At 56.3% G+C, this 23,804-nt stretch carries 16 protein-coding genes and 3 riboswitches; of the genes, 12 read left to right on the top strand and 4 right to left on the bottom strand.

Annotated elements, in window-relative coordinates:
* From BDD14_RS07545 to BDD14_RS07530, 4 genes are all read right to left on the bottom strand, one after another.
* Positions 1-1,758: an ATP-binding protein gene (locus BDD14_RS07545; protein ID WP_130418261.1), complete on the bottom strand. Its 1,758-nt coding sequence runs from the start codon at positions 1,756-1,758 to the stop codon at positions 1-3.
* Entirely contained in the window at positions 1,755-6,140 is a 4,386-nt protein-coding gene (gene cobN, locus BDD14_RS07540) for a cobaltochelatase subunit CobN (protein WP_242617808.1), read from the bottom strand. The genes BDD14_RS07545 and cobN overlap by 4 nt, the downstream gene beginning before the upstream one ends.
* A 99-nt stretch (positions 6,141-6,239) precedes the next feature.
* Positions 6,240-6,436, bottom strand: a riboswitch (cobalamin riboswitch).
* A gap of 35 nt (positions 6,437-6,471) precedes the next feature.
* Positions 6,472-7,194 carry a CbtA family protein gene (locus tag BDD14_RS07535; RefSeq protein ID WP_130418259.1) on the bottom strand — a complete coding sequence of 241 codons (723 nt, stop codon included), beginning with the start codon at positions 7,192-7,194 and terminating at the stop codon, positions 6,472-6,474.
* A gap of 10 nt (positions 7,195-7,204) precedes the next feature.
* Positions 7,205-7,423 carry a CbtB domain-containing protein gene (locus BDD14_RS07530; RefSeq protein WP_130418258.1) on the bottom strand — a complete coding sequence of 73 codons (219 nt, stop codon included), beginning with the start codon at positions 7,421-7,423 and terminating at the stop codon, positions 7,205-7,207.
* Between the two features lie 105 nt (positions 7,424-7,528).
* On the opposite strand from BDD14_RS07530, the gene BDD14_RS07525 reads away from it, so the two are divergent.
* The 12 genes from BDD14_RS07525 (at position 7,529) to BDD14_RS07470 (ending at position 23,803) form a co-directional block, all read left to right on the top strand.
* A complete protein-coding gene (locus tag BDD14_RS07525; protein WP_130418257.1) occupies positions 7,529-8,122 on the top strand; it encodes a histidine phosphatase family protein in 594 nt (197 codons plus the stop codon).
* Positions 8,123-8,146: 24 nt separating this feature from the next.
* A riboswitch (cobalamin riboswitch) is annotated at positions 8,147-8,344 on the top strand.
* Between the two features lie 135 nt (positions 8,345-8,479).
* Positions 8,480-9,766 carry a precorrin-3B synthase gene (gene cobG, locus BDD14_RS07520; protein WP_130418256.1) on the top strand — a complete coding sequence of 429 codons (1,287 nt, stop codon included), beginning with the start codon at positions 8,480-8,482 and terminating at the stop codon, positions 9,764-9,766.
* Positions 9,763-10,386 (top strand): precorrin-8X methylmutase, encoded by a 624-nt coding sequence (locus tag BDD14_RS07515; RefSeq protein WP_130418255.1) that lies wholly within the window; start codon positions 9,763-9,765, stop codon positions 10,384-10,386. Before cobG ends, BDD14_RS07515 begins: the two co-directional genes overlap by 4 nt.
* Positions 10,383-11,909 carry a precorrin-2 C(20)-methyltransferase gene (locus tag BDD14_RS07510; RefSeq protein ID WP_130418254.1) on the top strand — a complete coding sequence of 509 codons (1,527 nt, stop codon included), beginning with the start codon at positions 10,383-10,385 and terminating at the stop codon, positions 11,907-11,909. Before BDD14_RS07515 ends, BDD14_RS07510 begins: the two co-directional genes overlap by 4 nt.
* Entirely contained in the window at positions 11,906-13,132 is a 1,227-nt protein-coding gene (gene cbiE / locus BDD14_RS07505; protein WP_130418253.1) for a precorrin-6y C5,15-methyltransferase (decarboxylating) subunit CbiE, read from the top strand. Before BDD14_RS07510 ends, cbiE begins: the two co-directional genes overlap by 4 nt.
* 5 nt (positions 13,133-13,137) lie before the next feature.
* Positions 13,138-13,524, top strand: a complete 387-nt coding sequence (locus BDD14_RS07500) for a cobalamin biosynthesis protein (RefSeq protein WP_242618234.1) — start codon at positions 13,138-13,140, stop codon at positions 13,522-13,524.
* Positions 13,521-14,279: a precorrin-4 C(11)-methyltransferase gene (cobM, locus tag BDD14_RS07495; protein ID WP_130418251.1), complete on the top strand. Its 759-nt coding sequence runs from the start codon at positions 13,521-13,523 to the stop codon at positions 14,277-14,279. Before BDD14_RS07500 ends, cobM begins: the two co-directional genes overlap by 4 nt.
* Before the next feature lie 4 nt (positions 14,280-14,283).
* Complete coding sequence (locus BDD14_RS07490) at positions 14,284-15,078, top strand: cobalt-precorrin-6A reductase (RefSeq protein WP_242617807.1); 795 nt, start codon at positions 14,284-14,286, stop codon at positions 15,076-15,078.
* Positions 15,079-15,125: 47 nt separating this feature from the next.
* Positions 15,126-15,893, top strand: a complete 768-nt coding sequence (gene cobF / locus BDD14_RS07485) for a precorrin-6A synthase (deacetylating) (RefSeq protein ID WP_130418250.1) — start codon at positions 15,126-15,128, stop codon at positions 15,891-15,893.
* Positions 15,894-16,372: 479 nt separating this feature from the next.
* Positions 16,373-16,561, top strand: a riboswitch (cobalamin riboswitch).
* Between the two features lie 86 nt (positions 16,562-16,647).
* A complete protein-coding gene (locus tag BDD14_RS07480; RefSeq protein WP_242617806.1) occupies positions 16,648-20,160 on the top strand; it encodes an outer membrane beta-barrel protein in 3,513 nt (1,170 codons plus the stop codon).
* Positions 20,161-20,642: 482 nt separating this feature from the next.
* Entirely contained in the window at positions 20,643-20,954 is a 312-nt protein-coding gene (locus BDD14_RS07475; protein WP_130418249.1) for a HEAT repeat domain-containing protein, read from the top strand.
* Positions 20,955-21,253: 299 nt separating this feature from the next.
* Entirely contained in the window at positions 21,254-23,803 is a 2,550-nt protein-coding gene (locus BDD14_RS07470; RefSeq protein WP_165419966.1) for a bifunctional YncE family protein/alkaline phosphatase family protein, read from the top strand.
* Position 23,804 lies beyond the last annotated feature (1 nt).

The following is a 23,804-nucleotide window of genomic DNA, read 5'->3' as shown; positions in this document are numbered from 1 at the left end:
CTACGCCCCCTGCCTTCGTGGCTTGCGGGGTTCGACGACTATCGAAAAATTCTCATTCTGCGCAAGCTCCTCCAGCGAGAGGTAGCGCGCGCCAAGAATCTTCGCTAATTCCTCGCATTGGCCCAGTCGTTGTGCGGCAGTCTCCGTATCGACGACGATTGCATTGCAACTCATCAGCTGCGCCGCATCAAGAGCCTCTTGCCACGGGTCTCCTCCATGCAGCGGGATATTTGCCCTACCGTCCGTGAGTAGGATGAGAAGCGTCGCGGGTGTCAGGTAACCACGCGCTTGATCGAGAGCGCAAGCCAACGGCGTTCGACCACCCGTAGGAAGATATTCGAGCGCAGCTAAAGCGTCGGGAAGTACTTGAGTTGGCTCTAGAACGACCTGCGCGGAAGTTCCGCGGAAGACTATCATTGCCACTTCGTCCTCTCGTTTGAAAGAGCGGGTCAGCAGGCTTGAAATAGCGCCTTTGACTATACGCATTCTCTGTTGGACAGCGTGCGAGCCGCTGGAATCGACGACGAAGAGATAGCGAGTTCCGGTCCTCGGCTTGCGCACTCGTTGGTGCAAATCCTCGACGCGAGGTTGCAGGCCACCGGTTTCACGCAGGGTGTGGCTGAGTGTGGCACGCAAATCAAGTTCGACAGGGAAATCTGCCTGACGATTGCCTATGATTGGACCGCAATCACAGCTATCTGCAGGCGCGCTGCCCCCTCGCGTCGCTGCTGCATTGAGCCGGACGTCGAGGGCAGGGGCCTTGGCTTCTGATGGAGTGAAGATACGTTCGTGGACACGCTGCGGGGCTTGTTGTCCGCCAGCCTCAGATTGTGATTCGGACTTAGTCTGTTGCGGCGGAGTTGGAGTTGGAGTTGGAGTTGGAGGCGGAGGCGGAGGGAGTGAGGAACGTCTGCCCTCTCGCGTCCGGTGAGCGAGGACAAGGGGTAAGACAGCGTCAACATGCTGTACTTCGACGCACGCATCGCCGGTGAGAGCTGCATATGCGATTGCAGCCCGTACGACTGCTAGATCGGCTCGCAAGGATCGAACGTGGTTTTCGCAGATGGTGAAGCTAATGTGTCCCATCATGTCGCAGGAACAGGTGATGCCGCCGAGAGACGCTCTAGCGAAAACAATCTGTGACTGCAAAGCCTGTTGAGCTTGTGACCACTCACTGGCAAATCGAATCGTGTCGCGTTCGAACGCAATTCTTCGCGCCATCACGAGTTGGCGTTCGGCTGGGTCGAGTGGAGCACAAACCGTCACTGCTAATGCGAACCGGTCTAGCAACTGGGGGCGCAGCGAACCCTCTTCCGGGTTCATGCTGCCAAGCAGAACAAACTCGGCTGGATGGGCGGCGCTTAAGCCTTCACGCTCCACCACGTGAACCCCGCTGGCAGCAGCGTCTAACAAGGCGTCGCCCAGGTGTGCAGAAAGAAGATTCACCTCATCCACGTAAAGCACGCCGCCATGGGCCTCGGCGAGCAGTCCCGGCTTCAGGACGGGATCACCCTTCAGCGTGCGCTCCAGATGAAGCCCCCCCAGCAGACGGTCTTCCGTGGCCCCGAGCGGCAGATTGATAAAACGTGCGGGTGCCGGCAACAGGGCAGCCAGGCCGCGCGCGGTGGTTGTCTTCCCCGAGCCTTTGTCGCCGCTCAGCAAAACTCCAAGCCGCCAATCGACAGCAGCCAGTAGCAGCGCGAGCTTCATCTCGCTCTGGCCGACGATTGCGGAGAAGGGATAGGCGGCCGGTCTCACGAAACAGCCCCCCGCTTCTGCTCGCCCTGCGCTTCCAGCAGCATTTCGGCTTCAAGCAGAACGCCGCGCAGTGCGTTGAGAGTCTCTGGTGCGGGAACTTCCCAGAGCTCGCGTTTTGCCGCCTCAAGCAATCGTTCGGCGATCGCATTCAATGCCCATGGGTTTGAAGCACCGAGGAAATCACGCATGTTTCGGTCTAACGCATAGTGCTCCGCAAGACCCTCGTAGATGAAGTCCGGAGCGATCTGCGCCGTGGCGTCGAAACCGAAGATGTAGTCGACCGTTGCGGCAAGTTCCAAACCACCTTTGTAGCCGTGACGTTTTATCGATTCGATCCACTTCGGATTCACCACGCGCGAGCGATATACCCGTAGGGCTTCTTCGCGCAGATCCCGAACCTGCGCCGATTCCGGACGGGAGCTATCGCCGAAATAGGCTTTCGGCTGTGCGCCCGTAAGCGCGCGAATGGAGGCAATCATGCCTCCGTGAAACTGGAAGTAGTCGTCCGAATCGAAAATGTCGTGCTCGCGGTTATCTTGGTTGTGCAACGCAACCTCGATCGATTTGAGCCGCTCGGCGAAGATGGGTTGTGCGTCGACTCCATCGGTACCCTTGCCGTACGCGTAGCCGCCCCAAGCGAGGAACGCTTGGGCAAAGTCATCATCTCTCTGCCAGTTTCCGGTCTCAATGAGCGGCAGAATACCCGCGCCATAAGAACCTGGCTTCGAACCGAAGATGCGATAGCGCGCCTGAGCCTCTGCCTCATGCGTCGGTAGGTCCTTTTTTGCCTGAATATCCGCGAGATAGTGTTTGCGCGGAAAGTTCTGATCGAGCGGTTCATCCAGTTCGATCAACATCGAGATGGCCTGGTCGTACATATCGATCAGGTGCGGAAACGCATCGCGGAAGAAGCCGCTGATGCGCAGCGTCACGTCCACCCGCGGTCGGCCGAGTTGGTCCAGAGGAATCACTTCGATGCCTTCGAGTCGACGCGACTGCGCGTTCCACAAGGGTTTGACGCCGAGTAGCGCAAACGCCTGAGCGATATCGTCGCCGTGGGTCCGCATTTGCGAAGTCCCCCAGACGCTTAGTCCCATCATCTCCGGATACTTGCCCTCTTCCTTGTAAAAGCGAGCGACAGCTTCACGGGCAAGCTGCTGGCCTACTCGCCACGCTGCCTGTGAGGGCAGGGCACGAGGATCGACCGCATAGAAGTTGCGGCCGGTCGGCAGAATGTGTGCCATACCGCGGGTAGGTGCTCCGGCTGGCCCTGCGGGGACATATTTTCCTTCAAGTGCATCGAGCAGGTGCTCGATCTCATCGCCGGACTGTTCAAGTTTCGGCACAAGTTCGTCACAGGCGAAGGTGAGTGCAGCTGCTATCCCCGCCGATTCAAGGCCGAGCACCGCGCGCTGCACTTCGCCGATGACGGTGCTCCGAAAGCCGAGCGTGTCGAGCATCGTGTAAAGGTCGAGTGAGGCGCGGTCGAAAATCTCCAGAGCATCGGCGCGGGTATGGCACGGCTGGCCCAGCAGATCTCGCGAAGGCTCAAGGCGTTCGCCCGGCCTGTTAAGTAGTTCGATCAATTCGAAGCCGAACGCCGTTGCAAGGCTCGCCTGCAGACTCGGTGCGCTGGCGTTTGCCAACCGCGTCAGGGAGCGCAGCATCTCTGGCAGCGGAGGCATCTGCCCGAGGATGTGCAGACCATCGCGAATCTGTGCCATGCCTAATTCGCAGAGATAGCCGTCAAGGTCTTCGATCAGGTGGGCCACCTCGTTGCCGTTCATGGAGGCGAGTTGTGTTGGTATGCCTTCTGGCGTTAGCGTGTCGTCCCACTCGTGGCTGTGATCGCCGCGCTCGCGGGTCATCATCGTCTTCAGGTCCAGGTCGGCCTTCAGGTTTGTGCTCTCAACCAATTGCCATATCTGCTGCTGGAGGTAGGGCAGCTTTACCGGGTCGAGCTTTTCGACGGCATAGTATTCGTTGACCAACTGGTTCAATTCGGCCAGCGGGCCATAGGTCTCCGCCGAGGTCATCGGCGGCGTCAGGTGGTCGACAATCACAGCGTGCGCGCGTCGCTTCGATTGGCTTCCCTCGCCAGGATCGTTGATGATGAACGGATAGACGAGTGGCATGTCGCCGAGTAGAAGGTCCGGAAAACACTCGCCGGAAAGCCCGACGCCCTTGCCAGGTAGCCATTCGAGCGTGCCATGCTTGCCCATGTGGACGATCGCATCTGCGCCCCAGCCGCCTTCCGCTTGGGAAGTTCCGAGCCAGCGATAGAAGGCTGTGTAGTGGTGCGTTGGGGGCAAGTCGGGTGTGTGGTAGATCGCATCAGGGTCGATGCCGTAGCCGCGCGGTGGCTGCAATGCGATCATTGCATTGCCAAGATCCATCGCGGCAAACAGATAATCGCGCTCGTCGGCCCAGGGCTCGTTCTCTTCAATCGAAACGACCTTTCCTGCGATCGTCGGGAGGAGTTTCTTGTCGGTTTTTTTGGCAGGCTTTACGCTGGGGCCGTGGTCCTGTGGCTGGCCCCAGAAATCCTGCATCCGACGCGCCGGACGGGCAGGGAAGACCGAATAAATCTTCCGATAGGCCGCTCGCGAAAACCGCATAGCCCGCGCCGGATCGAGCGGGTAGTTGCTATCGTAAGTTCCGCGCCCAAGCAATTCCTGTATCAGTTCATCGGAGGTCTCAGGTAGCTCGGCGATGGCATAGCGACGTGCCCGCATCGCATGCAATGTCGTGAGCAGGCTGGCGGGAGCATCGAGGCCAACTGCTCCGCCGACCTGTGATGCTTTGGCGGCGGAGTTCGTCAGTACAAAAGCTATGCGGCGGTTGCAGTTCGCCTTACCGCGAAGTCCGGCAAGACGGCTCGCTATTCCAGCGACGCGAGCAGCCCTGTCCTCGTTCACAACATACAGACTCTCCGCACCATTTTTACTGCGTTCCTTAAACGACACCGGCACGGAAATAATGCGTCCATCAAACTCCGGAATCGCGACGTTGACCGCAGTGTCGACCGAATTCAGGCCGCGGCGCGAACCCTCCCAGGCACCTTGCGGCATCTGGCACGCAATTGCCTGAACAACCGGAATGCCAAGTCTTTCGAACGACAACATCGCTTCTCCGGGCTGAGTGACGGAGCCCGTATTGACCTCGCCCAGCGCAAACGACAGCGTCGTAATCAGCACGTTGGCACGGCCTTCAATCAGTTTGAATACCGCCGGACGTCCATCTTCCTTCGCCTTCAGGCTTGAGGTAAAGATGCAGAGCGGATTCACCCCCTTAGCCTCCAGCGCCTGTGCAATCGTATCGATGAACCCCGTATTACCGCTCATTCGGTGAGCGCGGTAGAACAGCAGGGCGACGGTTGGACGCAGAGGGTTGGCCTGCCGCTCCCAGTCCTCTGCTGTGGCAACGTCCCCGCTTTCTTCGGATGGGTTCGACAGATAAATGCCGTGCTCCGGCATCGGAGTGGGCGGCGCATAGCCATAGCCCGTCAGCATCAGGCGATCGGAAAGGAATCGGAACAACTCGGCGAAGTTCTGCACCCCGCCGAGCGCGAGATAACCGCCCGCACTCTGCATAACGTCGGCGGGTACATTAATGGTCTCCGAGAACTCAGAACTGTTCTCTCCGCAACCGCTGACGAGCACCAACGATTGTCCACGCTCGATGCAGGCTGCGCGCAGCCGGTCGAAGCCTGGAATGCAACTAAGTGGTCCGTGGCAGCGCACAATAATCACCCGAGCCTTAGCCATTTCGCCGTTGATCAGCACGTCCAACTGATCTTCGTTGCGCAGTGCATTCAGCGAGAATGCACTCACACGAAGCTCTGCCGGGAGTAGTTCCGAAGCCTTTATAAGCGTGAGCAGATCGGTATCGGCATGCGAGAGCAGCATGATAGCGCCGGTTGCATCTGGAGCAGTCTTGACGAGCGTGGATGCAGCAACGATCTCACTCGGCTTGCGGACGTCCCAGTCATAGTAGTTAAAGACGAATTCACTCAATTCGGCTGGCGGCTGGAGAAAGCGATCGGCAGCCAGCATCGCGTCGATGTAGTCAAAGATCTGACGGACCTGCCAGGGGCTATTCACCGAATGGAACCAGATTGATCTGCCATCGAAGACGAGACTCACGACATTAGCGAGCGCGCAGGGGCCAAGGCAACCACCTTTCGTGAGATGAACGTGATTGCGAATTTTGCGCCCGAGCCACTCCTGCGTATAGACATCAACCGGGACGGCGGCATATCCGCGCTCCGTGATGCCGCAGCAGCAGCCGGTGTAGCAATAGGTCAAATGCGCCCGATGCTGGACGATGTTGAAAGCCCGGCCATCGGCGCGGATGACACGCTGTCGAAAAGAATCGGCCACGCTACACCTCATTCTCTGTCGCGTAGTCGGAACTATTGACGGTAATAGGACGGGTTGATGGTGCCGGGGTCAGGCGCATGGTTTCTGTTCTCCGCAGAAAATTGCTATGTACCCCGGGCAGGTCTCCTGGCTTCGAAGTGGCAACTTGTTGCCTTTGCCGAGCCTCCTCCTTCCCCGGCCTGACGGCCGAGTGGATGTTTGGCGACTCATCTTCGTTTACAGTGGCGGGACCGCACCGGGATTGCACCGGACTTCCCTTTTCAGCCCTTGTGGGCACCTTGGGTCTGAAACAGTTGTACCACGCCGTCGGGTTACTTGGGAGCAGGTTGCTCTAACGGACCGGCGAATGCGCGTTCCGGTCGCGCTCGGTCAACCAACCGAACAGGACCCCAAGCGTGCTCCAAAGCAGCAGCTGCATCTCCCAGGATGCAATCCGGAATTTCCAGAGCAGACTCGCAGGAAAGGTCGGCGGTACTTCATCGATAGCTGGAAGAAATCTCGAGAACACAATCGTTAGTAAGAAGAACAGGAACACTGCCAGCAAGGAGCCATTCCAGACTCCAAATCGCCGAGTCAGCCGACGGGCCAGTTGCAGAGAAAAAATCATGGCCGCCAGGGATAGTGCGATCGCGAGAAAATATGCTGCGGTACGTATTCCTATTGTCTCCGGACTGCCGACAGAAGGTGGACTCGCTGGATATTTGAGAGAAGGGATTAATGCTACGGAGACAAATCCCAGTCCCGCGATCCGTAACGCCAAAGCGCGCGGACTGCAGAAACCGAAGCGGCCCTGGGAGAAGGCGAAGACCAGCCCGAAGATGCCCCCTAGAGCAGAACTGTAAACTACCGAGCCTGTTAGGAGTCCAATGCCTCGCTGAATCCTGCGACTGACCATCTCAGGCTCGGGGCTTTCACCCTTCGCGTGATCCATGCTGGTTTCAAAAGCGATTGCCCTATCGACTTGCGGCTCCCCGGTCCACCGAGCGAAGGCAAAGACAAAAAGGCCGGCCACGAGGCCGACCAACATACCGCGAACAAGCAGGGTACGAGTCATAAGTGCTTGGCTAGTGGCAAGGAAAGCCGAGAAGATGCCGTCCGTCGTGGACAAACTCGTGGACTATTCGGCCATGAATAAGGGATGTGGCTCCCTGTTCTGCACCAACGAAATAGATCAGAAGCAGCATCAGCAAACCGCCGAATAAAGCCCAAGGCAAGAACTCGCGCAGTGGAATAACCGGTATAGATACGGACTGGGGGATCGAGCCAGCGAGAGGCTGAGTCATTAAGGGTGTCTCCTAAGGTATTGCTTGACTCAGAGCGTAGTGAACCACCCGATGTGTGTCAAGACCGCTACATCGGTCGATGGTAGGCTTTCCTGAGGTGACACCTTGAAAGAATCCGATCTGCCAGGACGGATCACGTTTATCAGTCACGCGCCGACCGCGGCTGTGCGGCGATCAGCTTTTCCTCTCGATGAACCTATTGAGCCACGCGAAGTTGAAAAACTTAGGTCGATTGGCTGGGTTCCGCCGCGAGTTCGTCAGGTCTATGCTGGGCCCGAGCAGAGAACAAGACAGACGGCTAACACCTTGGGGTTCGACCCGATCCTCTCCGCGGAACTGAAGGATTTGAACTACTGCTCATGGCGAGGTAAGTCTTTGGACGAAGTTCAGTCCACGGACCCGGACGGCGTCCGTCGATGGCTCACCGATATTGATGCCGCACCGCATGGCGGCGAGTCTATTGCAAACTTCCTCGCCCGCATCAAGCGCTGGCTGGCTGGGCAGCACGGCTCCGGTCACACCCTCGTTGTCACGCATCCCGCAGTGATTCGCGCCGCTGTAGTTCTCACGTTGCAGGCTCCCGCACAATCGTTCTGGCGTATCGATATCCCACCTGTGTCGATCACGGACCTTCGATGGAACGGCGGATTTTGGAGCCTGCGAAGCAGCGGTTGCTCGTTTTCGGGGTATGAAAATTAAAGCCAGACGATATTAGTCTGGTAGATTAGGTAAAGATTCTGGGGTGCCCGCAAGGGCGTAACAGGGAAGCCGGTGTGAGTCCGGCATGGTCCCGCCACTGTGTTCAGGAGACGGATTCTTCGTAAGCCACTCGGTTATTCCGGGGAAGGCGAAGATTCCAGAGCAGCATGAAAGTGTGCTCAGCCTGTCAATCAGGAGACCTACCTCAGATAGAGTTTTGATTCTTGTCCGCGTGGAAACGGAAAGCAATCGCTCATAGGTCTTTTGAGCCTTGTACCTCCTTCCCCGCTTCAGTGAGGTGCACGTGTTCAGGCCGAGGTCGATCTTCCCCGCTATCGCTCAGAAAGCAGGCGCTCCATGAGAGTTGGGGAGCACTTCTGTCCAGGTGTCTTTCATGCGGTCCAGGCGAAAGACGGTCTACTGATTCGCATCAGGGTGCCGGGAGGGTTGATTGAGCCAAATCAACTCAGGGCTGTCGCCGATTTGTCGCATAGCTTTGCTGGCGAAACCATCGAAATCACCTCGCGGGCGAACCTTCAGTTGCGAGCGATTCGGAATCAAGACCTTGACCAGGTCATAGAAAGCATTTCTTTGGCAGGTCTCCTGCCCTCGCCGCAGCATGATCGTGTACGCAATATTGTCACTAGCCCCATTGCGGGGCTCGACACCGAGGAACTTTTTGATCCGCGACCACTGGTTCATGAACTGGATCGACAGTTGCGTGCGGAACCGGCCTTTGCAAATCTCCACCCCAAATTCAGCTTCGCAATCCACGGCGGACCGAGACGGTTCCGCCGCGATCTCGACGATATCTCTCTTGAGGCAGCGAGCTTCGACGATTCACCTCATTTCTACCTCTCTATCGGCGGAACCTCTTCGGGATTTGTGGTGAAACGCGCCAACGCCGTCGAATGTATCTTGGCAGCAGCAAAGATGTGTATTGAACTCGCGCTTGAGTCCGGCGCACCAGTTCGGGCGAAAGCTATAGCAACAATCTCAGGAACACTGGAACATATTACCGGAGCTCTCTCACACTTGTTGATGGCGTCCCCCGTTGAGCCTCCCTCACCCATAGTCAATGAGGCCCTCATTGGTATCTATCCAACGGCTCAAGGTGGCGACAGAAGGAGCATCGTCCCATCTGTTCCACTCGGTAGGCTCACACCGGGACAGGCGCGCTATCTCGCTGACGCGGCGAACGAGTGGGAAGGCGATCTTCGGCTTGCTCCATGGCGTGGTATCGTCCTGGGTTCTATCCCGAAGAGTGCGGTGAACAAGATCGTTGATCACCTCCACACCATAGGATTGTCCTGTGAAGGACGAGACGGTTTTCAAGGAATTGCGGCTTGCGCCGGCAACAATGGGTGCGAGGCGTCGCTAGCCGATGTGCGCGGCGACGCAGCGTCGCTCGCGCGGCGTCTTTTAGGCCACGCTGCGCCTTCCGGATGGACGGTGAACCTTTCCGGATGCGAGAAACAATGCGCCCGACGGCACGGCGCGACCGCCGAACTTGTCGCCGGCCCGTTGGGCTACACCCTCAATATCGAGGGACGTCGTGTGGCGTCCGACTGTTCGCGTGAATTCGCACTCGATGTGGTCGCCGCGCTGCATGAAAATTTGCTGTCCGAGGTCGCTGCCCGATGAACTACGTCAAGGATGGCGCGGCCATCTATCGCGAGTCTTTTTCCATCATCAGAAGAGAGGCTGATCTATCTGCTTTTCAGACCGACCTTGCTCGCGTCGTCGTCCGCATGATCCATGCGTGCGGCATGACGGACCTGCCGCAGGATGTCCAGGCGTCGCCGGATGCCGCCTCGGCGGGCGTCAATGCGCTGCTCGCGGGTGCACCATTGTTTTGCGATGCGACGATGGTGGCGAATGGAATCACGCGTTCCAGGCTCCCACAGAATAACGAGGTCATCTGCACATTGAGCGATGCACGAACCCCGGAACTCGCGGCGAAGCTCCGCACGACTCGCAGTGCCGCCGCGGTCGGGTTATGGCGGGATAGACTCGCTGGCTCGGTTGTTGTTGTCGGGAACGCTCCCACCGCGCTGTTCCATCTACTCGACATGCTTGAGGATGGAGCGGCGCGACCAGCACTTATCATTGGTATTCCTGTTGGATTTGTAGGCGCGGCCGAATCCAAGGCAGCACTTGCCGCCAATCGGCTTGGATTACCCTTCCTGACAGTTCGAGGACGCCGCGGCGGCAGCGCCATTGCCGCGGCAGCAGTCAACGCGCTCGCGAGTGAGGAAGAATGAGCGTAGACGCACGAAGCGGACGTCTCTTCGGAGTCGGTGTCGGTCCCGGCGATCCGGAACTGATTACGGTCAAAGCGCAGCGTGTGCTCAGGCAGGCGCAGGTCGTTGCCTATCCGTGTGCCAGACATGGACAGAGCAACGCTCGTTCGATCGTTTGCGCAGAACTGATTCATGGCCAGATCGAGCTTCCGATGATGTACCCAGTTACGACAGAGCAGACTGACCATCCCGGAGGATACGAGGTGGCGCTGTCGCAGTTCTATGACGAGATGGCCGAACGCATCGCGGACCACCTTGCAGACGGTCGTGATGTGGCCATCCTGTGCGAAGGCGACCCTTTCTTTTACGGGTCGTATATGTATCTTCATGACCGTCTCGCTCATCGCTTTTCCACGCAGGTAATTCCCGGAGTCGCCTCAATCATGGGCGCAGCCGCACAGCTTGGAACTCCACTGGTCCGCAGGGACGCCGAGTTCACGGTGCTACCCGGAACTCTCTCGGAAGACGTATTGATCGCAAAGCTAAGCCAGCAGGGCGCGTTTGCCATCATGAAGCTCGGCCGAAACTTCGCAAAGGTAAAGCGGGCCATCGATACGGCCGGCCTCGCGGACAAAGCACTCTTCATCGAACGAGCAACGATGGCTGCCGAACGCATCATCCCGCTCCGCGAAGTCGACCCGATCCATGTCCCCTACTTTTCGCTCATCCTGATTCCCGATGCAAGTCAGTCCCAGCGGGAAGAAACCATTCGGAGTGCTGGTTGGATCTCCGTGCTCGGTCTTGGCCCGGGCGCTGCTAGTTGGATCACGCCCGAAGCTCAGCAAGCGCTGACCGAGGCGACCGACCTCGTGGGTTATCACACCTATCTCGATCGAATCCCCGTGAGATCCGGTCAGCGCCGCTTCGGCACCGACAACAAGGTTGAGGCGGACCGCGCACGACACGCTCTTTCGCTTGCTGAATTAGGCCGTCGCGTTTGCGTCGTCTCATCTGGAGACCCGGGCATCTTCGCCATGGCGTCGGCTGTTCTGGAATGTGTGGACCAGGGACCGCCAGCCTGGCGCTCGCTGGACATTCGCATCATTCCCGGATTGTCGGCTATGCAGGCAGCTGCTTCGAGAGTGGGAGCTCCTCTAGGGCACGACTTCTGCGTCATCTCGCTTTCCGACCGGCTCAAACCCTGGAAGATCGTGGTGAAGCGACTGGAAGCGGCGGCATCCGCCGACTTCGCGATCGCAATCTACAACCCGATCTCATCGGAACGGCTATGGCAGCTCGCCGAGGCGCGGACGATCATCGCCAAACACCGAGACCCTGAGACGCCTGTTGTCCTTGCACGCAGTATCGGCAGGTCCGACGAACGAACTATTATTACCGATCTTGAGCACTTCGATCCTTCGCTGGCCGATATGCAAACCATCGTCCTCATAGGCTCCTCAACAACTCGGGCGATTGCATTGTCGGACGCCAGGAAGCTCATCTACACTCCCCGGAGCTATGGCAATAGGAGTTATGGCGCATGACTGCCGCTGAGCATTGGTTGTCGATCGTAGGCATCGGCGAAGATGGCTGGGACGGACTGAACGATGAGGCCAAACGAGCGGTCGAGTCCGCTGAGTTGGTCTACGGAGGAGCTCGCCACCTTGCCCTCGTACCAACTGCCGTTTCTTCTGCAACCCGTATCCCTTGGCCTTCTCCGATGACCCCAGCCGTTCAGCAAATCCTCACGGAGTATCGCGGAAAGAAGAGAGTGACTGTGCTCGCCAGTGGCGATCCGATGCTCCATGGTGTGGGAGTACCTCTCACCCGCGACATTGTCGCAACCGAGTTTCGCGTTATTCCGCAGGTTTCCGCTTTCTCTCTCGCCTGTGCGCGACTTGGTTGGCCGATGGCGGAGACAACCCTGATTACGCTTGTCAACCGACCGGTAGAGCAGTTGCTTCGCCATCTCTATCCTGATCAACGCCTTGTAATCTTCTCCAAAGACGGCAGCACGCCGGCGACCGTCGCTCGGCTTCTGACGGAATCTGGTTATGGATCAAGCAAGATTGATGTTTTCGAGAATCTGGGCGGTTCCTCAGAGCGCAGCATCAGGGAACTGGCGGCATGCTGGCTGAACAAGGAGTGCGGCATGCTGAATCTCATGGCAGTACTCTGCGCTCCCGACACGACGGGCAGGCCGCTGTCCCTCGCTCCGGGTTTACCGGACGATACCTTTGATACAGATGGGCAGTTGACCAAGCGGGAGGTTCGCGCGGTGACGCTCGCCCGGCTCGCCCCGCTACCAAACCAAACCCTCTGGGACGTCGGAGCCGGTACCGGATCGATCGGTATCGAGTGGATGCGTGTTCATCCATCGTGCTCCTGCATCGCCTTCGAAGCACGAGAGGACCGGGCAGTTCGAATCCGGGAGAATGCCGCGCGGCTCTGTGTGCCGACCTTGAAGGTCATCCAAGGGACTGCACCCGCCACCTTTGCAAGCCTGCGCCCGCCGGATGCGATCTTCATCGGAGGAGGCGTCGGCAGCGATGAGCTGTTCGACGCTTGCTGGGCGAAGCTTTCCCCCGGTGGTCGTCTGGTTGCAAACGCAGTCACGCTCCAGAGCGAAGCGAGCCTTATCACGCGCCATACACTTTATGGAGGCGATCTGATGCGCATGACGGTTTCCCGAGCCGATCTGATCGGCGGCTTGTATGGATGGCGACCGATGATGCCGATTACTCAGTGGACGGTGACCAAAGCGTGACCGATATGATCCAGCACGAGCGTTTCTCCATCGGAATCGGCTGCTCCTCTCGCGCCTGCAGCGACGATGTCATCCGACTTATCGAAGCATCCGTCGATCAGATACCTTCCGGCACGATGATCGCGACGCTCGACCGTCGCGCTTCGATAGGCGAGATTGTAGCCTCGAAACTGGGGCTTCGTCTCGTGCTCTTCCCGGCCAGCATCCTTGCAAGCGTCGCGGGAGTCACCGCACACTCGCCATTGGCTCTCTCGAAAACAGGAACCGCGAATGTTGCGGAAGCTTCTGCGCTGGTGTCGCTTGGCCCCTCTGCGCGTCTCATCGCACCGCAAACGAAAGGCCGCTTCTGTACCTGTGCCGTCGCGGCGCTTCCCATAACGGTGCGTCCATGATCGTCCACTTCATCGGCGCAGGCCCAGGAGCCGCTGACCTCCTTACCCTGCGGGGCCGGGATCATATCCACAACTCACCGGTTTGTCTCTATGCCGGATCGCTCGTGCCCAAGGAAATACTTGCCCATGCACCACCCGGCGCCCGCATTGTTGATACGGCGGAGATGAACCTTGATGAGATCATCACGGAGATTGCCGAGGCATACGCAAAAGGACTTGATGTCGCTCGCATCCACTCCGGTGATCTTTCCATCTGGAGCACGATGGCAGAACAGATTCGCCGCCTGAAGCTGCTTGGTATTCCTTACGATGTCACTCCGGGTGTTCCTGCATTCGCCGCCGCCGCCGCTGCTCTCAACCAGGAACTCACGCTGCCGAACGTGGCTCAGACACTAATCCTCACTCGCACCTCGACAAGATCCACACCGATGCCTGCCGGAGAAGACCTCGCAACGCTGGGCCGCACCGGCGCGATGCTCGCCATTCATCTCTCCATCATGAACCTCGACCAGGTGTCCTCGCAGTTGTTACCACTCTACGGCGAAGACTGTCCCGTCATCGTCGTCTTCCGGGCCAGTTGGCCCGACGAACGCATCCTGCGCGGCACACTGTCGACCATCCATGGGATGGTCAAGGCATCGGGTATAGATCGCAATGCCCTCATTCTGGTTGGTAGATCTCTCGGCCAGTCGCCCTTCGGTGAGAGCTACCTCTATTCGACGGCGAGGGATCGTACGGATACTTCCAAGGAATAGCTCTATGGACGCAGACAAGGTTATCGAGATGCAATCCGTTACAAATCCAACTCGAAGTCACTCGCCACGAGTTCTGATTCTGGGTGGGACAAGCGAGGCCTCAGAGCTTGCCACGCAATTGGCAGCCAGAGCTGATTTGACGGTAATCTCATCCCTCGCCGGCCGAGTGAGCCGGCCCAGACTACCCGTGGGGATTGTTCGAGTTGGAGGATTCGGTGGGGCTACTGGATTGATCTCTTATTTGATCGATGAAAATATCGAGGTGGTCATCGATGCGACTCATCCCTTCGCCTCGAAGATAAGTGGCAACGCCGAGTTGGCCTGCAAAACCTTAGGCGTTCCGCTCATCGCATTGGAGCGCCCACCGTGGGAGCCAAAGGAGCACGATTGCTGGTGCGCTGTACCTGAAGTACAAGCCGCCGCGTCAATGGTGAACCATAAACGCAACCGAGTGTTTCTCTCGATCGGACGGCAGGAGCTTGGCGCATTTTCCAACTGCGAAGACGCATGGTTTCTGGTACGTGCCATCGATGAGCCGAACGAAAAGTTGCCGGCCAACTCGAAACTGATGCTGAAACGTGGCCCATTTCATCTCAACGATGAACTCCAGATACTTCGCGATGAGTTCATTAGCCTGATAGTGTCCAAAAATAGCGGTGGCACAGCAACATATTCAAAAATCGAGGCTGCGAGAGCCCTCCGGATTCCAGTTGTCATGATCGATCGCCCACGGAAATACAACTCACCGACCTTAGCCCGACCGGATGACGTGCTTCAAAAACTCACAGAATTCCTGTAAATGACGACCCCTGACTGCGCTGTCTATCCCACGGAGAAACGGTACCTATGAGAAAGCTTTATCTGATCGGCATTGGTGCCGGCAATCCGGAATACATCACGGTGCAGGCGATTAAAGCACTGAACGTCGTAGACGTGTTCTTTTTCATGGACAAGGGCGAAGCGAAGCAGGACCTCGTAACCCTTAGAAAAGAAATATGTGAACGATATGTCGAGAATAGGTCCTATCGGGTGGTGGAGGTAGATGATCCTGTCCGCGACCCAACCATATCGGATTACACAACTCGAGTTGAACTCTGGCATCGGCAGCGGGCCTTGGTCTATGAAGAGATGGTCGCAAAGGAACTTGAAGAGGATCAGTGCGGTGCTTTCCTGGTGTGGGGAGACCCATCGCTGTACGACAGTACGCTCAGAATCATCGAACATATAACGGCTCGTGGAAGGCTTTGTTTTGAGTTCGAGGTCATCCCAGGCATTACAAGCATTCAAGCTTTGGCCGCCCGCCACAAAATCACTCTGAATGGGATAGGTGAATCAATCGTCATTACGACAGGTCGCCAACTCTCTGCTGGCCTGAGTGGCGCTGCGGCAAGAACGATTGTGATGTTGGATGGGCAATGCTCTTTCAACAACGTACTCGATGAAGAGCTTGATATTTTCTGGGGCGCTTATCTGGGAATGGGAGAAGAGATCCTCCTATCTGGAAAGCTCAGTGAGATCGCGAGCAGGATTGAAGAAGTTCGCCATGAAAGGCGACAGAGGAACGGGTGGATCATGGACACCTATTTGCTCAGTAAACCAAGCGAGGCAGGCTGAATCATCTCGTGGCACACGATGGTGTCCTACTGAAGCTAATCCCGCTGAATAACTTTGGATTCTGTCCTTACGTGTCGAGCGACATTTCGGACTAAAAAGAGGCGCGAGGCTCGAGAGCCTGAACCAACGCCAAACAGGGATATGCAAACCCCTACCGAACTTAAGAAATGCCAGTCCAATGTGCGCGGCTAGCTTTCGTAGAGGAGCACATTGTTCCCGTGGTGAAAGCAGGACCGCATCCCACTGGCTATCATCATCCCGACCCAACATGGCACCACAACGGCAATGTATGCGTCCACGGATTTGGAAGTTGGAAGCGCGATGCTCAGCTCGCCGAACCCGGCCGCAAGAGCAAATCAATATCTGTTAATGATGAGGAATCAATTCATTTCGCCACGAATCATGATAGCTGCAGCAGCAACAGGTATCGAATGCAACCTTCTGTCGACAAGACCACAATTGTTATCGTGATAGCCTTGTATAAATAAGACGTCTTGGGTGTCCGCAAGGGCATAACAGGGAAGCCGGTGTAAGTCCGGCACGGTCCCGCCACTGTGATCAGGAACGAACTTTCACAAGCCACTCGATGATCGGGGAAGGCGAAAGTTAGAGCTGGCAGTATGAGCTCGCCTGTAAGTCAGGAGACCTACCTAAGATGAGTTTTTTGTGATTCTACCCCGCGAGGAAACGGGGCCGATCGCTCATCTGTGTCCTGAGCCATTCTGCCTCGTCGTCCCTGCGATTTGAGGTGCACGTGCGGTTCTCGAAGTTCAAGGTGTCGTTCCGTTTAGTCCGGCGTGTTCTCGTATCCGTCAGTTTTCTCTTCTGCGTTGCCCTGACAGTCCCACTTTCGGCAGCAACTGGTGGAAGCATCTCGGGCACGGTGACCGACCCGAGCGGTGCGGTTGTTCGTGGAGCAGCTCTCAAACTGGTCAATACAGCCCAGCGGACGAGCTACCAAGCTGTCACAAGCGCTCAAGGTCTCTATTCCTTCCCGAACCTACCGGTCGGGCATTACGATTTGACTATCTCTGCGGACGGGTTCTCCTTGCAACGCAAAGTCAACCTAAACGTGGACACCGACTCGGTTGTTCGTGTGGATACTGTTCTGACGATCGGTTATATATCCGATACGGTGAACGTGACCAGCGAGACGGGGGTTCAGGTTGAGACCGCAGCAACTCATCTTGGGGAGGTCGTCTCCGGTGATCAGATGACGGCACTTCCTCTGAACGGCAGAAGCTACACCGACCTGCTTTCGATCCAGCCTGGGGTTTCACCCGTCTCAACTTTGCTTCCGAACGCTGTCATTATGGCGGGAGTTACAGGTGGCATCTCTCCCTCTGGCGACGAGAACCCGGGCAACGTGTCGATCAACGGCCAGAGGGAATCCTCCAACGGCTTCATGGTGAACGGCGTAGACGTCCAGGAGCACATGAATGGGGGCACCTCAATTGTTCCAGATCTTGACTCCATCGAACAATTCCGTGTCCTGACCAATAACTTCGATCCCGAGTACGGCAACTACAACGGTGGCATGGTCACGGTTGTGACCAAATCGGGTAGCGGTCGGTTTCATGGAAAAGCTTTCGAATTCTTCCGTAATACGGCGCTCGACGCGAGGGGATACTTTGATCCAACGCGTCCGGAGTTTAAGCAAAATCAGTTCGGCGTCGCACTTGGCGGACCGGTGGGCGGTCTTCTCAAGCGAGCGAATCTCTTCTTTTTTTCCGACTATCAGGGAACCCGCAAGACGCAAGGCGTCTCCACAGGTAACATCTCGGTGCCGACCCTTGCCGAACGCTCTGGCAACTTTGCCGACGAGCTTACCGGCAAAGTAAGCGGTCCCTATCTAGCGTCGCTGCTCTCGCAAAAGCTCGGTTACACCGTATCCTCTGGCGAGGCTTACAGCAGCGTCTTTCCAAGTGGGGTTATACCGAAAGCTGCTTGGTCAGCGTCCGGACAGTCTCTGTTGGAGTACATCCCCAAGCCAAACGTAAATGTGACACAGTTCTCGAGCTCAGCCTTCGCGCAGACAAACCGGGATGACAAAGGCTCGTTCCGACTGGACGCCGACACCCGCCTGGGCCGGATCTCGGGATATTACTTCGTGGATGACTACACGCTCGACAACCCCTACCCTGGCGCACAGGGCGGAGCCTCAATCCCCGGCTTTGACGCTCTCACAATCGGCCGCGCTCAACTTTTCTCGTTATCGGATACGAAAGTAGTGGGTGCGAATACGGTGAATGAATTCGACGCGGGATATCTTCGCTATGCGAACGTGGTTGGTCAGCCGAAAGGTGGTCTTGGCGTCTCGCTTGCATCGCAGGGTTTTGCTACCGGAGCGGGAACGTCCGGAATCTTTGTACAGGCCCCACAGTTCGAAGGAGTCGAGAACATAACGTTCCCTACATTCGTCATGGGGGTTCCCATCACGAATGAAACTCAGGTTAACAATACTTTTTACGTCAGCGATGGCTTCTCACGGGTGCTCGGCTCGCATACCCTCAAGGTAGGTGTGCAGTTCCATGAAGATCAGGTCAATGAACATCCGAACGCAACCTTCAACGGAACCTTCAATATCAACGGCACTGAGACCGGCTCCGCTTATGCCGACCTCCTTCTTGGTACTCCCAGCAACTTCACACAATCGTCTGGTCAGCCGTTCTATCTGCGCAATCACTACCTCGGCTTCTTCGGTCAGGATAGCTGGCGCATTAGTAGCAGTCTCACCCTGAACGCAGGGTTACGGTGGGACATCATCGAACCTTGGTCCGAAAAGAACCATCAACTCCAGACCTATATTCCCGGCCGGCAATCGGTTCTCTACCCGGGAGCTCCTCCGGGCTTCGTTGTGGCCGGAGATCCTGGCGTACCGCAGACGCTTGCTCCGACGAGCTTCAAGAACTTCGCGCCTCGCATTGGATTGGCTTATGCACCGCATCTGGAGAACGGGTTCGGAAGACTGCTTTTCGGCGAGTCGGGGAAGAGTAGCATTCGTGCCAGCTACGGTATCTTCTACACTGCCTTCCCCGGTCTCGCTGCTGGCATCATGTATGCAGTTCCTCCTTTCGGCTATAACTATCTCAGCCCCGCCCCTCCACTGCTTGGAACCCCGTTCATTACCGCTGCGACAGGCTTCGATAACGGGCAGCGGTTTCCGTTTCCATTCCCACCCAACAACGTCTCAACGTCCAATCCGGACAATAACGTAGACTGGTCAAATTTCACACCGATTGCGGCGGACCCTTTCTTCTACTATCGCAATCGCGTTCCCTACATCAACAACTACATGCTTTCGATCCAACGAGAGATAACGCGCAACATTGTCTTCACTGCGAGCTATGTTGGAAATCAAGGACATCATCTGCTCACGCTCGTTTCGGCAAATGCAGGCGACCCGACACTTTGCTTATCTCTCTCGGGCTGTGGCCCATTTGGAGAGGACGGAACCTATACCAATGCAAGCGGTCAAACCATTCAAGGAACCCGTATTGGGCAAGGTCCAGCTTATGGCAATAACACCGCAGACAAGTCCATTGCGAACTCCAACTATAACGCCTTGCAAACTATCCTGAAGTACCAGCACGCAGGCTCGTCTTTTCTTCTCAGCTACACGTATTCGAAATCAATCGATCAGGGCTCGAACCTTGGGGAGCAACTCGATCCTATCGATCCACGCCACTCACGAGCGATCTCCGCGTATGACATGAAGCATGACTTCGTAGCCACATACAGCGTTGCGTTGCCCTTCGAAAGGCTATTGCACCATACAAACCGATGGACAAGCGATTGGAGTCTCTCCGGCACAACTCGATTTGCAAGCGGCCTTCCCGTCACACTTTCCGACAACTCCGATAATTCGTTGCTCGGAACGCTGGGAAATGGTGCGAACAACTTTCTCATCGACACGCCGCGATATATCCCTGGAGATTTACAAATCAACAAAAATGGCCGCAACGGGAAGCCGGCATTCAACACCGCGAGCTTCCCCGATGAGATCCTCGGTCAACTAGGGAACGCGAAGCGACGCATCTTCTACGGTCCTGGGATCGACAATTACGATGCCAGTCTGCAAAAGAGCATCCGCATTCACGACTCCAAATCTCTCGATCTTCGGTTCGAGGGTTTCAATGTATTCAATCATGCCCAATTCTTCGGCCCTGCGGCCGTTGATGGACAGAAGCAAGACCCAGCTTTTGGAACCATCGTCAGTGCGGCTGCTCCTCGACTTGTTCAACTGGCTGCAAAATTCGCTTTCTGATTGTTTGTGTCGGAGTTTTTAGCGATTCAGCGCACCTCTTGCCGCGGCGGTCGCTCTCCGATAGAGAAATCAGATAGCGCTGGTCGGCGCAACGCCTGGAATGCCGGTGAGGGTATGCCAAGCGATCACACGCTTATAGCACTCGGCTGGCTACGTGGCCGCTTGACGAACCGGCCAAAGCAAAGATGCGCTAATAGGTTTGATTGGAGAATTGAAAAAGTGACAACCACACCTGCTCTGTCTCGCGCCATTCGGATACCGTTCATTCCAGCAGGGCGGTCACGGGGATCGGCAGCTTACCTCACCGATCTGTTACAGGAGCAATTCAGTCGATTGCCTAATTTTCTTCAGCCACTGAACGCGCCCGGCTGCATCTCACTGTCTGTTCCGCAAAATAGGACTCAGAAGTGGTACCCTCTGCTGCTCGACGCCGCTGAGAAACACGCTATCCCGCGTACGCTGCGGAACTTGGCGGCGCTAAGATGCTTCCGGAGTTGGTTATCCTGGCCAAGAACCCGCAATCGATATTGCAAGCGGTGATGGCGATGGGCTCGACGGGCTCTAAGGAAGCAATTCCGATCCTCCTCGAATTATTGAAGGATCCAGATGTAGGCGTAAGAGACCGCGCAGGTTACAGCCTGAGACTGTTGACCCACCGCACTTCCACCCAGGACTCGAAGAGTAGCGACACACGTGGCAAATACATGCAGTGGAAGAACTGGTGGGCCAGCGAAGGCGCAACCGCTCCCATCTACAAAGACACGGAATGTGGGGAAATGGTTCCGCTGCCATAAATCGCCCTTAGCTAGGATTTGAGAGATTCTCATGTTAATTTTTTCGGACACTGATCCGCCATCGTCTGGGTTTCAGGCGACTTCTTCAGAATCCTTTCATCTCTTCTGTGCAAAATGAAGATGAGGGACTTATGTTAAGAGTTTTGGGACGGAAACATTCGAAGTTTCTGATTTTGCCGATTTTCATAGGCGTGTCAGTTCTCTGTGCTGCAACAGGATTGCAGTCTCAAACGAGCACGGGCAACTGGCATGCAAATGGTGGTCAGCAACAACCGTCAGCGTCCGATCTGGAGACCCCGGTGCGGCAAGCGCCGGACCCCGGAACTATCACTACGAGACAGACCATCAGTCCTGCCGGAGCCCAGAGCGTCTTTGAAAGCCGCGTCTATGCTATTACCTTTGGAAACTCCTCGAAAGAATTATACGCAGCGACAGCAGGCGTGCTTTATAAGCTCGACTGGCAATCGAACAAAGTGCTGGAGAAGTTGAAGACCACTGCGCCTGGACTACAGGGTTTGACCTATGATCCAGCCTCTCAATCGGTCCTCATGACCGTAATTCGGGCGGACAAGAATGTAGAACTGGTCCCGAAGTGGAGCGGAGGCGCTCAGGCAACACCAATTCCGCTCGGACAGAATGAGATTGCGGAGGTTGCGATATCGCCAGCCAATGCATCCGGCACACATTATGGAGTTGTCGCACTGACCTTCAATAATCAGGCCGCAATCCTCGATCTTTCTTCCGGCACGGTCCTCTCAAAGGTAAAAACCGGAGTTGCGCCTTTTGGCGTGATCATAGATGCCAAGAATACGACCGCGTTTGTCAGCAACTGGGGCGGAAGGTTTCCACGTCCAGGCGATTTAACTGGAAAGATGGGGCCTAAGCCCGATGCGGATAGGATGGTCGTCGATGCACGCGGTGTCGCGGCCTCGGGAACGGTCTCTCGAATCGATTTGACGACGGGAAAGGTGGCTGCCGAGATTGAAGTCGGTCTCCATCCGACTTCGCTGGCACTCGATGATTCACGCCACCTTCTCTATGTCACGAACAGCAATTCCGACACGATCTCTGTTATTGACACGGAGAAGAACGCAGTCGTAGACACCATCTCTGTTGAGCCTTTCGTTCACGACGTGGCGGGAATCGCACCCGAGGCACTTACGCTATCAAAGGACGGGAAGCACCTGTATGTCGCCTGCGCTGGTATCAATGCGGTCGCAGTGTTTGGGTTGAATGGCCCCCAAATGAGAATGGAAGGTCTGCTTCCAACCGGCTGGTATCCTGACTCGATCCAACTCAGCCCCGATGGGAAATACCTCGCTGTAGGAACGCTGCTCGGAGTAGGTTCGGGCTGGAAGCGAGCTCCATCGAAACGCTGCCTTACGCTTTCTCCAAGCTGCAGGTATGTTCACAGCAACCGTGCCACAATCCATGTCATCCCCGTTCCTGGGGCATCGGAGCTCCAACGATATTCCGTTGCAGTTGCGGAGAACACCCGCCTACGGCTCAAACGGAAGGGCGCTGCAGAATTGACTGAGAAAACCTCAGCATCGAATCATGCAATGCCCATGCCATTACGTGCTGGTGATCCATCTCCAATCAAGCACATTATCTATGTCATCAAAGAAAACCGTAGTTACGACCAGTTCTTTGGTTCTCTTGGAAAAGGCAACGGCGATCCATCTTTAGAGCAATATTCGGACGATGTCATTCCTAACCATCGGAAGCTGGCCAGAGATTATGTTCTCCTCGATAACTTCTTCGCTACTGGCGGGAACAGCGGCGATGGCCATCAATGGGTCACACAGGCCAACGAAACAGACTATAACTACCTGCCAGGTTACGGCGGGCGCAGCTATGCAGAAGACGGCGATCCCATGGATGGCGCACGTGGAGGCTTCATCTGGAATGCGGCAATCGCAGCAGGGAAGACCTTTATAGATTTTGGAGAATATACGGGGGATGATGCGCGAGAGTTTCCAATTCAGACAAAGGAACGGCTAGGGTTCCTCGAACACTTCAAGAATGATGCGACATACGTTCCCAGTATTCCTAACAAGGCAAATATGGACTCTATGGATCCGTACCTCGTGAAGGATTATCCGCTTTGGTCCTTGGGCGTGCCGGATGTTCTTCGCGCGCGAATCTTCACAAAATACCTGAAGCAGTGGGAAAACCAGAACAGCATGCCGGACCTGGTCATGGTGCAATTGCCAGCAGACCACACAGCAGGTACTCGGCCTGGGTTTTCAACGCCCAAGGCATGTACCGCCGATAACGACTACGCACTGGGCATGCTCGTCGATGAGGTGTCTCATTCGAAGTTCTGGGGATCGACGTTGATTTTGGTCGTAGAGGACGATGCGCAGGATGGTGTGGATCACGTTGATGGACATCGCACAGTTGCCCTGGCAATCAGCCCCTATATCAAGCGAGGCTCTGTCGACTCCACCTTCTATTCACAACCAAGCATGCTCAAAACGATCGAATTGATTCTTGGATTAAAAAACATGTCCCTCTTCGACCTCATCGCGAATGACATGCGAAACAGCTTCCAGGCTCAACCAGATCTAACTCCGTACACTGTCCAGGTACCAAAACAGTCTCTCTATGAAGTCAACCCTTCAATGCAGTCGCTTTCTGGGCAGGCACGAAGAGATGCGGAGGCTTCGCTTCGGATGAACTTTAACCTCCCAGATGCCGCTCCGACAGAGAAACTAAACCGAATCTTGTGGAGAGACGCCAAAGGTTGGAATGCCCCATACCCGAAGGTCACTCATGCTGTCTTTGCGCCTTACTCAAACGACCTGGATGACGATGAGAAAGAAGAGCGGTACAAACAGAGATAAA

The organism is Edaphobacter modestus (assembly GCF_004217555.1).
Taxonomy (GTDB): Bacteria; Acidobacteriota; Terriglobia; order Terriglobales; family Acidobacteriaceae; genus Edaphobacter; species Edaphobacter modestus.
Note: the sequence above shows the minus strand (reverse complement) of the source record. Positions and strands in the feature narration are given on the sequence as shown.